We start from the raw sequence: 13,125 nt of genomic DNA on the forward strand, positions 1-13,125 counted from the left end.
TTTCTCCCTGTAGAAACTTTTTATTCGTCCCTTTCCCCTTCGAAAGGGAAAGGCAAAAGTGATACATAAAGTGGTAGATAACGAATAATAATTGTAGATAATATACTATCTTCAACCATTATATAAGATGCTTATTTATAAAATGTTCGGGATGAGATTGTAGATGTTGTAGATACAATGAACTATCTAAATCTACCTCCAGGAATGTGACAAATTATTTTTTACCGATGGAATGTCGGATACTTGTTATGGAACCGGTATCCGATACCTAGCATTAAGTAATTGGGAGTATGGAAGTTTTGCAGATTATATCCGATATGGATAAATGAGCTGCGGGTAACTTCTATTTTAAGAGCCAGGACCTGATATAAACCTTTCAGGTCACCTCCCCGGTGTATTACATTTCCTCCTAAACCTATTCCGACTGTAAAATAAGGCATTACGTATTCGGCACGGGCAGAAAGTCCCAGTGCCAGCTGGTAACTGAGTGGCGGCCGGTAAAACTGTTCGGTCGAAGACGATGACGGGTCGGCATAGATATTGGCACTCTCGTCATAAACGCCGTCCACGGATACACCGGCACGGAAGTTATATCCGAAATTATACATCGGATTGATATTGAACCCTGCTACCGCAAAAGCTCCCGGTGCGGCAATCTGTCCTTCTCCTACATAAACACCTTTTCGCCTCCAGGAACCGAACAGAACGACATCATAACTGATATGACGGGGAAAGCGGGGGACAGGAGGCTGGAAGAACGACTTGGAAAATAAATCTCCATTTCGATTGAAGTTATATACCAATCCTACTTTCAGTCCGATCGTATTCAGTCCGGCATTCGGAAACCGGGTATTTCCATTCGAGAAGTGTGTTAGATCGACTCCCGCCGTCAGGTCCAGTTCTTTTGAGAGGATATAGTTCAGATAGAAGTTCGTATTGATATATGCATTGATTTTCGATCCGATCACTTTGTTGTATCGGTTATCGTATTCATCATAAGGCTTCCAGCCGAAAGATACCCCGAAGTTCCATTCATAGTTGAGCGATAAACGCGGATTGATCCGGGCGATCCGGGCTCCCTGGAACAGGTAAATGGCAAAAGGATTTCCTATCTCTTCTTTATCTTCAAACGAATACATGGACAACCCGAGACCTTGGTAAGAGCCTCTGTAAATCCGGTCCGTATAGCTGTTCGGATAGTATTGGAAAGAGTATTTCAAATGGGCGGAGACGGATTTCCGAATCGGTTCCATATCCATATTATCTCCTCTCAGGAAAGAGTTGGTAGGGAAAATATAGGTAGGTCTGACATCGATACCTATTCGATGAATCAAATGACGCGAGTAGGATATGGAATCTGTCATATCCTCCGGTACGTTTTTATGTATCCCTTCATCAGCGAATGCAATGCCGGATAGAAAGCACATTGCAATCAGGATAATCAGTACATTCAACCTCTCTGTTCCACTTTTCATACGTTTCTCTACTCGTTTGTTATTTGATAGATAATCAGGGTCAAATACCTAATATCTCGCAAATATAACATTTTAGAGCGTTTACTATGGCTTATAATTGCTTCATTTTTACTTTTGTACCATAAAGTTATAGATTCCTGATCCTATTTCTATTTTGATCCGTCCGTTTGTAAGAGGGCTGAACTTCATTCCCTGTCGTGTTTTCAAGGGTATTCCGCTTTCCGATATTTGCTCGATAGTACTGGCGGGGAGACAGACTGAAGCCTGGCTGTTTGCCGGTATCTCGACTCGTAGTTCGAATGTATCCTCATTGTCTTTCCAGTCCGACCGGATCAGTCCGTAGGGAGATTCGTAGGATGTATTGGCATAGCGGATATCGCCTACCGGCTCCGGTTTGATAACGATATTCCTGAAAGCTACCGACTCTTTTTCCTGCTGTATGCCGCCAAGTCCACTGAAAAGCCATTCCATCAGGTGTCCCAGCATACAATGATTATTGGAAACAAATCCGTATGCCTGCCATGATTCTGTCAGGGAAGTAGCGCCATGTGCGAGTTGCCAGCCATAGCCGGGAACGTCGTATTTACAATTCATATCGTAAATAACATCGGATGCATCATTCTCTTCCAGTGCGCGAAGCACATACCGATATCCGACATCACCTGCTGTCAGGGCATTGTTCCTGTCACGGATATCAGCGATCAGATTCTTGAATACCTGCTCTTTGTTCTCCGGTTCGACCAATCCGGTATATAAAGCGATAGCATTGGCAGCCTGGCTGTTGCGATCGTATTTATGATTCGATCTGTTCCAGAAGGTATCGTTGAATGCTTTTTTGATCCGGGCTGCCTGTCCGGCATATTTGTCGGCATCAGCCGGTTTATTCAATAACGATGCTATCTTTTGCATGATTGTCGTATTATAGTAGAAAATAGCAGTCGCTGTTACTCCGTTGGAAGTCAGCTGTGATTCGCCGGGATGATTCGGACCGATGTCGTACCAGTCTCCCAGACCGTAGGAAATGATATAGTTATCGGCTTTCGATAGCAGGTAATCCAGATAACGCTGCATGTCGGGGTAATTCTTTTCGATGAGTTGTTTATCCCCGTACCATTGGTAGACATACCAGGGAGAGATAATAAAAGCACTTCCCCATTCAGGTGTGTCTTTGAAACCTCCTTCAAACTCCACCAGTTCGGGGGCTGTGGTGGCGATCTGCCCGTTCTTTGCTTGTGTCGAACGCATATCGTTCATCACTTTCTCATAGAAACGGGCCATATTGTACCGGTATTGGATAGAGTATTGCATCAGGTGTGCCACTTCCAGCCAGCCTAGTTTTTCCCGGTGGGGACAATCCGTCAGGACACTTGCCATGTTGCTGCGGACAGACCAGTCGATCAGGTTATATATTTTGTTGAACATTTCATTGGAACAACTGAATGACCCCGTTTCCTCTGCAGAGTTGCAGGTATGGAGTCCGGTGATATTCACTATTTCAGGCAGTCTTTCCGGATTCGGTTCTCCGCTTGGAACAGCCCCTTCAATTTGTACATAGCGAAAACCGTAATAAGTGAATTGTGGTTGCCATGATTCCGTTTGATTGCCTTTGGGGGTATAAGTGAAATAAAAAGGATCGCCGGAGGCACTTTGATTGATACTGTTATCAGGATTCAGTAATTCTGCCGGATAGAGTCTGACCGGCTGTTTACCGTTTGCTTGGACTGTCAGCCTGAGAATGCCGGAAAAGTTTTGTCCCAGGTCATACACCCAGCCTCCTTTTTCTGTCCGGAGGATACGGACTGTCGGGATATGATCGCGAACTTTTAACGGAGGGATACGTTGGGATAATAATGTTGTTTTCCAGTTGGAATCGATGGCTTTGTTCCAGTTTTTATCGTTGAAGCCGGGTGATGACCATCCTTCCTGTTCTTTGGTGGCATCGTAATCTTCTCCGCCGTAAATACTGCTGAAGGTAATAGGACTTTCGGTTACTTTCCAATCTGTGCCGGAGACTATATTTTGTACACAGCCGTCGGTATATTCCAGTTGTATCTTCATAATAAATTTAGGTGCTCCGTAGGAAGTGAGCATTTTGTAATACCGTTCTCTCGGAATATTGAAAAAGCCGTTACCCAGCATAATCCCTACCGCGTTATTGCCTTGCTGTAACTGTCCGGTAATATCGAAAGATGCGTAAAGAGCACATTTATCATACTTGGTCCAACCCGGATCGAGGAAATGATCTCCTACCTTATTTCCGTTCAGGAACAGGTCGAAATGACCGAGTCCGGAAACATAGGCGACAGCACGTTTTAACTGTTTGCCGACCATGAACTCTTTTCTGAATTGGGGCAGGCGATACATTCCCGTTTTCTTATCACCGAGAACGTTGTTTGCCAGCGGAGTATGGATGCCGGTAGTGATAATCTCATCTTTTTTATCTTTTTCTAAAGCGATCCATTTGGCATTACTCCAATCTTTTTCCGAAAGTAATCCGATATGGAACCGATTGACGGAACTCCAGGGAGATACATTCCCTTGTTTATCCCATATCCTTACTTTCCAGAAATAAGTATGTCCGGCTTTTATCCCGTTCCCTTCAAAAGGAACCAGGATAGAGGCCGGACTATTTACCTTCTGGCTGTTCCAGACAGTGCCGTTGTCGGAGTTGAGAGCTTCCGGAGTGTCGGCTACTAAGATTTGCCAGGCGGATTGCTCAAAGTTTCTTTCCTCCGCATTGATCTGCCAACCGAAACGGGGTTGAAGTTTTTCTATTCCCAAAGGATTCGTTTCCTGCTCGCATGTTAAGTGATGGACAGAGAAAGAACCTTTGGCAAACATTGCCAATGAGAGAAAGGTAAACAATATGGAGAGACGGAATGACCTTGTCTTTTTCATTTTGTACAGAATTAAAGTGTTACGATCCAAGCTGTACAAAGATGCTCATTTATAAGTAAAAGAAAGTATTAAAAATGATTTTATGACTTAGGAAAATGACACCTCCTGCCTTTTACTTATTCATTTCCTTCGTGATCTCCTGAATATCCTGCAAAGTAAAGTTGCCTGATAACCGGATCACATTAAAACTTTTGTCTGTATCGGCGAGCATGATCAGTTCGCTGATCAGGTCTCCCTTTTGTTTTACATAGAAAGTAGCACGTGTCTTACCGTCTTTTACTTTCATCAGTTCTTCATGATCCTTACCGATCAGGTTTTTGAAGTCGTTGCGCATAGTCTCTTTTATATTGTTGTTCTCGGTCGTAAGGATTTGCAGACCTTCTATTTTTCCTTTCAGGTTCATCAGGTTGAGGCCGTTCGTTTCAAAATTAGGCATCATCTGGAACATGGCTTTCGAGATAAAAACGGAGGTGACATTATCCATTTCGGAATATTTGTCGAACAGTTTGTTTTGTGCAAAACAGATGCTTGTGCAGCATAGAAAGAGAAGGAGTAATATATTTTTAGTTTTCATCTTATCAGTCATTTAAATGTTTATTCAGAATACGGTTTACTTTATTTATTTCCTGTTGGGCATCGTTTATCTGGTCGATTCCCTTGTTCAGGTTGGAAGACATAAAAGCAAGTGCTTTCTGGGCGGCTATGGCGGCTTCCTGCGGATTGGTATAGGTATCGGCCAACTGTTGTTTGCCTGTATTCAGGTCTGTCAGTCCGAAGATACCGACACAAAGCAACAGGATAGCTGCGACGGCTCCGCTAAGCCAGTACAATGAACGGCGGTGAAAAGATGAACGGACCGTCTCTTTCTTTTCAGCGGCAGCCCAACTGTCGATCTGCTGCTCCAACCGTTCGGAAAGTCCTTCCGGCAACGTCTGGTCCTCCCGGAGGACTTTGTTGATTAATTCATCTATCTGTTTATCGTTCATATTCGTATATTTTATCAAATTGTTCCCGGATTACTTTGCGTGCCCGGGAGAGTAACACGCGTATGTTTACGGCATTCAGGCCGGTGATCTGTTCTATCTCGTCCATCGAGCAATCGTCTATTCCCCGAAGGCGGATGACTTGTCGCTGATTTTCAGGCAGCCGGTCGATCAGTTGCCGGATTTTCTGTTCCTTATCCTTTGTTTCCAGTTCTTTTTCAGGAGAAGCATCGGTTGCCAGCGTAATGACTTCTCCTATTTCTTCTTCCCGCCGGGTGGCACGAGGCGACCGGAGGAAGTCGAGGCAGAGGTTTTTAACCAGCGTGACACAGAAGGCTTCGGGGTTTGCTATATCGGGCAAATCATCCCTTTTATTCCATAACTTGAAGTAAGCATCCTGCAGGATATCTTCGGCGTCCGCTTTGTTTTCGACAAGTGCGTAAGCAATCCGGAAAAGCTTGGGATGGAAGGAGAGGAACTTTCGTTTAAAGCTCTCAGCATCCATTCCCATGATCTATCATCACTTTATTTACGTCGGACGGTTTGATCTTGCCTTTGATGCGGACCAGGGCATTCCTGCTACCTGTCGTGAGAACTACCAGTTCGCGGATCATATCTTTTTCAATGCGGACCATTACTTTCGTGCGGCTGCCTTTCTCATTGGAGGTAAGCATTGTTTCGAAGCCCGGGTCTTTCAGTTCTTTGATCGCTTTGACAAAACGTTCTTTTATCTCGTTTCTACAGTCACTGAATTCGATCACTTCAATGCCGTTCACTCCCATGGTTTCGGTGAATATACTGGCAAGTTTCATGGTGATATTACCTATCTTGACATGATTGATCTGTTCTATTTTAGAGAATTCTTTGAACAGGTCGTTCATAGTCTGGCTATTTCCTGCCTGGCAGATCAAGATCAGTGCCAGGATAACAAAGTATCGTTTCATCTTTCTATTGTATTAAATGATTACTAATCCGGTTTATTTCCGCCTTCCTTTTGCGCGCTTTGGAAGAGCTTCATAAGGGAGACGGGAGCAACGGATAAGTTGTTACAAAGAAAGAGAAAAAAATAATATGCCAATGGGGTAATGTGCCAATATGCCAATTATTTTGAAGCGGTGGCTTTGTCTTTACTTTCCGCTATTTCAACAAAATAGACGCTCGAACAAATCAGGAGGATGGCGATCATCTGGAACCAGCTGAAACGGTCCTGGCCGATGGAAAGGGAGACGATGGTGGCAACGATCAGTATCAGGTAGCCATACAGGGCAACCAGTGTCGTACTTAGATATTTCAGTCCGATAGGGATCAGCAGGTAGCTGATCGTCGTGGGGAAGATGAGGACAAACATCAGGACGAGGAAAGGAGTCCATTCAAAATGGCTGAATAGATGGGCGTCGAAGCCGGTAACAGCCATGACGGCCAGTGAAGAGAAAGCAGCTCCGAGGAAACTGTAACGTAGCATATTGAGTGAACTGACCCTACCCAGCACGACATTGCTTATGATTAAATAGGCGGCGTATGCAATGGAACTGAGCATGCAGAGCATGTTGCCGGTAAAAGCATCCGAGGCCAGGTCGTCGCTTTTCTGTGTCAGGATACAGAGCAGGGCACCACCTAATCCGATGGTAATACCGATGATTTTCATTGCTGTGATCCGTTCTTTCAGGAAGATAACGGACAGGATGAATACCCAGATCGGTTGCAGACTGCTGAACAGTGAACTGGATACCGGCGTTGTTTTGCTGACTCCTATCAGGTAGAAGAACATGAAGCCGAACAGTCCGATCGCTCCCAGAAGGAACAAGGTAACCTTTTCACGCAGCGTTGTCTTGTCCTGTTTCCAGAATATACTGATAATCCAGAACATAAGGGCTCCGAATACACATCGGAACATGACGCCTGTCAGCGGTGCGATCCATAAAGGAAGCAGATATCTGAGCGCGTTCGCATTCAGACCGCTGAAGGTTTTCGATACGATCATACTTAGGTTGGCTTCTGTCTTTTTATTCTTCATAAGCTTAGCGTTTATATGCACCTTTAATTACTTTTGAAACTATCGTTGAACAGGAATGAATCCTGTTTGATATAAGCCCAAACAGCCGCTGCCAGGGCAATGGTCATATTGAATATGAAGGCAAACTGTTGTGTTTCTATATGGAGCATATCTTTAAATACATTTATAATGAACGGGCATAACAGGATCGCCAGATAATTCATCGCCATCACGAAAGCCAGTGCCAGCGTTACTTTTTCCGGGATAGCCGTGCGGGTTGTCTTGTCGTAAGCGATCGGCTGGATAATGCCATAGGCAAGCCCGGTAAAGACACAGCCTAAACCGATCAGCCATTCTGTCCTTGAAATCAGGATCAGGAGCATCCCCAGCGCAATCGAGAGTAGGCAATAGAATTTCGTTTTCTTACCCAGTAAATCTACGATCTGGTTTAGTACGAACCCCGGAGCCATGATCGCCAGGAAAAACAGCGAGATCATGATACCCGAATTACCACTGGTAAAATGATATTCTTTCATCAGGAAAGGCAGGTTGAAACTGACAATGATGACGAGGTAAGTCGCCAGCCCGTAAAATCCCATGATCTGTACGAGGTGTCTGACCTGTATACCGAATTTTCCGAATGCAGGATCGCTTTCTTTTCCTTTTTCTTTGGTTGAAACAGTTGCGGAAGCGGGTAGGGGACTGATATTCTTTTTCAGGTAGAACGACAAGACGATCGAAATAAGTGGAAAGAGATAAACCAGGAACGGCAAATGCCAGTTGATCTCCGCCAGATAACCGGTCAGTACGGTTGCCAGCACCAGTGTCACGTTGGTGATCGCAGAACTCAGGCCGAATTGCTTTGTCCGGTATGTACCGATAAAGAATCGTGAAATAAGCCCGGTAGAAAGGGGAACGATCAGTCCTGAACCGATTCCAAGCAATGCGCTGACAGCGATCAGTTGCCACATTTTGGTCGAGAGCAGGTACAGGACACCGCTTACGGCAAAGATGCTTAACCCGATCTGTAATAACCAGATATTATTGATCTTTTCAGTCAGTTTTCCGGACAGGATAATGAACGGTATGATCAGCAGGGAAGGCAACGACGACAACATCTGTATATCCAGTTCCGTCGAATGCGGAAATATCGCCGAAAGCTTTCCCAGGATAGGAGAAACGGCCAGTCCTGGCAGCGCGTTCAGTGCCGAGATCGACCATATACCAATTAATGTGATGAGGGGAATCGTCCCCTGTCCTGTCTGTATTCTCATACTTAAATAGCTGTTTTATAAGACAGAAAACAATTCTTATGACTGAATGTTCATTTGAAAGGTTATTTCCGTTACTAAAAAAACTATCGGTATCGGCAATCCTTAGAGGAAGCAAAGCTTCCTTGGAAAGGCCTCAGCGGGCGAGCGTTAAGCGCAGCAGCCGGGGTGAGCGCCCGGAGGCTGCGTTGTTTGAGCGAAGCGAGTTTCGCAGACGACAGCGAACGTAGGATGCGGAGTAGCGAGGCAGGTGCAGCCTTGATCTTTTGTTTACTTTTGGATCAAGCCAAAAGTAATTAAATATTGCATGTTTAACCAAAAACGGAGAACAATTGCCGTTGGAGGCTGTTTTTGCACTACAAATCGACGCACGAATGTCGGTTGCGCCAATTCTTAAATAATTAAAAACAAAAAGACATGAAAGATTCAAGTTTTAGAGAAGGTGATGCCAAAACCGCGATTTTTGGCTCTAATGCGATGTTGCATCCGGCTCCGGTAGATGTAATCCCCGATGGTCCTACTACTCCGGAAATTGCCTATCAGATGGTAAAAGACGAAACTTTCGCTCAGACACAACCCCGTCTGAACCTGGCTACATTCGTTACTACCTGGATGGATGATTATGCAACGAAGTTGATGAACGAAGCAATCAACATCAACTATATCGACGAAACTGAGTATCCGCGTATCGCTGTGATGAATGCGAAATGTATCAATATCATGGCCAACCTGTGGAACAGCCCCGAACAGGCGCAATGGAAAGCCGGTGCATTGGCGATCGGTTCTTCCGAAGCATGTATGTTGGGTGGTGTTGCCGCCTGGTTGCGTTGGCGTGAAAGAAGATTGGCCCAGGGTAAACCGGTCGACAAACCTAACTTCGTTATCTCTGCCGGTTTCCAGGTTGTATGGGAAAAGTTTGCTCAGTTGTGGCAGATCGAAATGCGCCAGGTACCTTTGACACAGGAACATATTACTCTCGACCCGCAGGATGCCCTGAAGATGTGTGACGAAAATACAATCTGTATCGTTCCTATCCAGGGTGTTACATGGACAGGTCTGAACGATGATGTGGAAGCTTTGGACGCTGCCCTCGATGCCTATAATGCAAAGACAGGCTACGATATTCCTATCCATGTGGATGCAGCTTCCGGTGGTTTCATCCTGCCATTCCTGAAACCGGAGGTTAAATGGGACTTCCGCCTGAAATGGGTACTTTCCATCAGTACTTCCGGACATAAGTTCGGATTGGTATATCCGGGTTTAGGCTGGGTAGTATGGAAAGACAAGAAATACCTGCCGGGTTCCATGTCTTTCAGTGTAAATTATTTAGGTGCAAACATCACTCAGGTCGGTTTGAACTTCTCTCGTCCTGCAGCTCAGATCCTGGGACAATACTATCAGTTCATCCGTCTCGGATTCCAGGGTTACAAGGAAGTGCAGCAGAACAGTATGGCTGTAGCCGATTACCTGCATGCTGAGATCGGCAAGATGGCTCCGTTCCAGAACTACAGCAAAGAAGTGGTAAACCCTTTGTTTATCTGGTATCTGAAACCGGAATATGCTAAATCGGCCAAATGGACATTATACGATTTGCAGGATAAACTGAAACAGAGCGGATGGATGGTTCCGGCATATACATTGCCTGAAAACCTTGAAAACTGGGTTGTTATGCGTATCGTTGTCCGTCAGGGATTCAGCCGCGACATGGCAGACCAATTACTGGGTGATATCAACAACGCGATCGTTGATCTGGAAAAACTGGAATATCCGACGCCGACCCGTATCGCACAGGACAGAAACCAGAAAGTAAAAGGTTCTGTATTCACTCACACAGGTATTCCAAAATCAACTAAGTAAGCTGTTTGAATATGGATAAAAAGATTTCCGTTTCGCAAATAAAGGAAGCAGCTCAGGAGGCCTATGAGATGTACAAAAGCAACACGGATGGAAAGAATGCCGATTATATCCCTTATCTGGCTAATATAGATAAGAACCTGTTCGGTATCAGCATCTGTCTGTTGGACGGAAGTATCATCCAGCTGGGCGATTCCGAATACCGCTTCGGTATCGAATCTGTGTCGAAGGTACATACCGCTGTGTTGGCTTTGCGCCAGTACGGGGCACAGAAACTTCTTCAAATGATCGGGGCCGATGCAACCGGACTGCCGTTCAACTCTATCATGGCTATCCTGCTGGAAAAGGATCATCCGTCTACTCCGCTGGTGAATGCCGGTGCGATCACTGCTTGTAGTATGGTACAGCCGGTAGGTGATTCCAATAAAAAATGGGAGGCGATCGTCTCCAATATCACCGATCTTTGCGGCAGCGCGCCTCAACTGATCGACGAACTGTATAAATCGGAATCGGCTACCAATTTCAACAACCGCTCGATTGCCTGGTTGCTGAAGAACTACAACCGTATCTATGACGATCCGGATATGTCGCTCGACCTGTATACCCGTCAGTGTTCATTGGGAATCACAGCCGCTCAATTATCTATCTGCGGTGCCACGATTGCCAACGACGGTCTGAATCCGGTATCCAAAAAGCAAATATTCGAGGCATCCTTGTCACCGAAGATCACTTCCCTGATCGCTACCGTAGGTTTCTACGAACATACAGGTGACTGGTTGTACACTTCCGGCATCCCTGCAAAGACAGGTGTAGGTGGTGGTGTAATGGGCGTGATGCCCGGCCTGTTCGGTATAGCTGCTTTTGCCCCTCCAATTGACAGTGCAGGTAACTCTGTAAAAGCACAATTGGCTATCAAGTATATAATGAATAAACTGGGTCTGTCTATTTTTAACGGCGACCGGGTTACAATAACTGAATAACAAACAGTTTATTCTCTTAATTGGCAAGCCTCTTTGTCCCTTATTCATAGGGCGGGAGGCTTGTTTTGTTGATACTATAAATGATTCAGTATATCTTTTATATCTAATTGTAGTCGGGAGAAAGCAAACCATTTTTTACCTAAATCCTTTAATGAAGCACCTATATGATAAAGTTCTTTTTCATCGATAATTAGGAAACTTCCATACGATCCATTCTCTGGTTAATGGAATATCCTTTCAATAAATAACTTCGAAGTACTTGGGTAGCCCACTGGCGAAATGCGGTTGCATTCTTGGAGTTGACTCTGTAACCAACGGAAATAATTGCATCCAGATTATAAATCTTGGTTACATAATTCTTTCCATCTTGAGCAGTTAGTTCCACTTTGGAACTAACTGAATTTTTATCCAGTTCACCACTGTTGAAAATGTTCTGTAGATGCTTTGTTATTGCTTGTCGTTTGGTGCCGAACAATTCGGCAATCTGAGCCTGTGTCAACCAGACTGTTTCATTCTGTAGTCTGACTTCTAACCGTAAAGCGGATTGGGATTGATAAATGATGATTTCATCTTTGCTTTCCATAATTAATCTGTTTTGATTGTTAATATGGAAACAAAAGTATTAAAATTAATTGGTATACAATATAAATTGATTCATATTTTAATAATTGCTTCTTGACATTATTATGCAAGTATATATTTATTATTATGCTTATGACAACAACCTTCTTCACCTATGTCGATACATTGGTGAAACGTAAACGCAAGGCTGGCAAATATTCAACTGCCGACCTTTACCGTGCTTCTTCCAACTGGTTGCTGCGGTTCTGCGGAACTGCCGATCTGTCGTTCGACGACATTACCCCTGGTATGATAGACCGTTTTTGTGACTGGCTCCTGGCGCTGGGGCATCTGAAAACGAACTCGGTAAACAGCTATCTCAGCAGTTTCCGGGCTATCTATCATACTGCAGTTCGTGAAGAATTGGTCCCTGTCAATCGTCTCTCGCCTTTCGCACATCTCAACCTGCGGCAGGAGGAAACAGCCAAACGGGCCCTTCGTATCCAGGCAATGGAAGAGATCGCCCGGATGGATCTCTCAGTCGAGCCGGAGTTACAGGCTGCCAGGGATTTCGCGCTTTTCTCCTTTCTTGCCTGTGGTATGCCGTTTGTCGACCTGGCTCATCTTACACACGACAATATCGTCGGTGATGAGTTGGTATATAACCGGTGTAAGACGAATGTCCTGGTACGTGTCGGTATCACTCCCGGTATGCGGCGGCTGCTCGACAAATATGCGTTGACTGGTAACCGTTATCTTTTTCCTGTATTGCTGGAAGAGGCAGACGGTGAACGATTACACGAGGTTTATAAACAAGCGCTGCACCGCTATAACGGTTGTCTGGTGGAGATAGGGAGTCGTCTCTCTATCCCGGTTTACCTTACCTCGTATGTTTTCCGGCATACCTGGGCGACAGAGGCTCTGCGAAATGATACCCCGGTGGCCGTCATCAGCCAGGCACTCGGGCATACTTCCGAGAGAACGACGCGCCACTATCTGGCAGCTCTCGATCAATCAAGACTCAATTCGGCAAATGAGGTTATTACAAAAGGATTGGATGTCCTGATAGGAGTGAGGGCGTAACCTTATTTGTGAAATAAGGTATTTTGC

11 protein-coding genes and 1 pseudogene are annotated in these 13,125 nt (G+C 45.0%); 3 read left to right on the forward strand and 9 right to left on the reverse strand.

Features of this window, described 5'->3' with window-relative positions; translation table 11 throughout:
• Positions 1 to 221: 221 nt before the first annotated feature.
• The 8 genes from IEY67_RS01950 to IEY67_RS01985 form a co-directional block, all read right to left on the reverse strand.
• On the reverse strand, positions 222 to 1,475 hold the full coding sequence (locus tag IEY67_RS01950) for an acyloxyacyl hydrolase (RefSeq protein ID WP_183670160.1): 1,254 nt from the start codon (positions 1,473 to 1,475) through the stop codon (positions 222 to 224).
• 108 nt (positions 1,476 to 1,583) lie between these two features.
• Positions 1,584 to 4,373 carry a glycoside hydrolase family 78 protein gene (locus IEY67_RS01955; RefSeq protein ID WP_183670158.1) on the reverse strand — a complete coding sequence of 930 codons (2,790 nt, stop codon included), beginning with the start codon at positions 4,371 to 4,373 and terminating at the stop codon, positions 1,584 to 1,586.
• Between the two features lie 112 nt (positions 4,374 to 4,485).
• Positions 4,486 to 4,947 (reverse strand): DUF4252 domain-containing protein, encoded by a 462-nt coding sequence (locus IEY67_RS01960; protein WP_183670156.1) that lies wholly within the window; start codon positions 4,945 to 4,947, stop codon positions 4,486 to 4,488.
• Between the two features lie 4 nt (positions 4,948 to 4,951).
• Positions 4,952 to 5,359, reverse strand: coding sequence for a hypothetical protein (locus IEY67_RS01965; RefSeq protein WP_122355240.1), 408 nt, complete (start codon positions 5,357 to 5,359; stop codon positions 4,952 to 4,954).
• The gene (locus IEY67_RS01970; protein ID WP_122355386.1) at positions 5,349 to 5,861 is read right to left on the reverse strand and encodes a GFO_1088 family ECF-type sigma factor; all 513 of its coding nucleotides are present in this window, start codon (positions 5,859 to 5,861) and stop codon (positions 5,349 to 5,351) included. Before IEY67_RS01970 ends, IEY67_RS01965 begins: the two co-directional genes overlap by 11 nt.
• A complete protein-coding gene (locus IEY67_RS01975; protein WP_183670154.1) occupies positions 5,851 to 6,300 on the reverse strand; it encodes a DUF4252 domain-containing protein in 450 nt (149 codons plus the stop codon). The genes IEY67_RS01970 and IEY67_RS01975 overlap by 11 nt, the downstream gene beginning before the upstream one ends.
• Positions 6,301 to 6,458: 158 nt before the next feature.
• Positions 6,459 to 7,370 (reverse strand): DMT family transporter, encoded by a 912-nt coding sequence (locus tag IEY67_RS01980; RefSeq protein ID WP_183670152.1) that lies wholly within the window; start codon positions 7,368 to 7,370, stop codon positions 6,459 to 6,461.
• 23 nt (positions 7,371 to 7,393) lie between these two features.
• Positions 7,394 to 8,623 (reverse strand): MFS transporter, encoded by a 1,230-nt coding sequence (locus IEY67_RS01985; RefSeq protein WP_183670150.1) that lies wholly within the window; start codon positions 8,621 to 8,623, stop codon positions 7,394 to 7,396.
• Between the two features lie 414 nt (positions 8,624 to 9,037).
• Between IEY67_RS01985 and gad the strand changes: the two genes are divergently transcribed.
• Complete coding sequence (gene gad / locus IEY67_RS01990) at positions 9,038 to 10,477, forward strand: glutamate decarboxylase (RefSeq protein WP_122355248.1); 1,440 nt, start codon at positions 9,038 to 9,040, stop codon at positions 10,475 to 10,477.
• Positions 10,478 to 10,488: 11 nt separating this feature from the next.
• Complete coding sequence (gene glsA, locus IEY67_RS01995) at positions 10,489 to 11,454, forward strand: glutaminase A (RefSeq protein WP_122355250.1); 966 nt, start codon at positions 10,489 to 10,491, stop codon at positions 11,452 to 11,454.
• A gap of 199 nt (positions 11,455 to 11,653) precedes the next feature.
• On the opposite strand, the pseudogene IEY67_RS02000 reads toward glsA, so the two are convergent.
• Positions 11,654 to 12,037, reverse strand: a pseudogene (locus IEY67_RS02000) (virulence RhuM family protein); the annotation flags it as partial.
• Between the two features lie 131 nt (positions 12,038 to 12,168).
• Between IEY67_RS02000 and IEY67_RS02005 the strand changes: the two are divergent.
• Positions 12,169 to 13,098, forward strand: coding sequence for a tyrosine-type recombinase/integrase (locus IEY67_RS02005; protein ID WP_183670145.1), 930 nt, complete (start codon positions 12,169 to 12,171; stop codon positions 13,096 to 13,098).
• Positions 13,099 to 13,125 lie beyond the last annotated feature (27 nt).

This window comes from Parabacteroides faecis (genome assembly GCF_014647375.1).
Lineage (GTDB): Bacteria > Bacteroidota > Bacteroidia > Bacteroidales > Tannerellaceae > Parabacteroides > Parabacteroides faecis.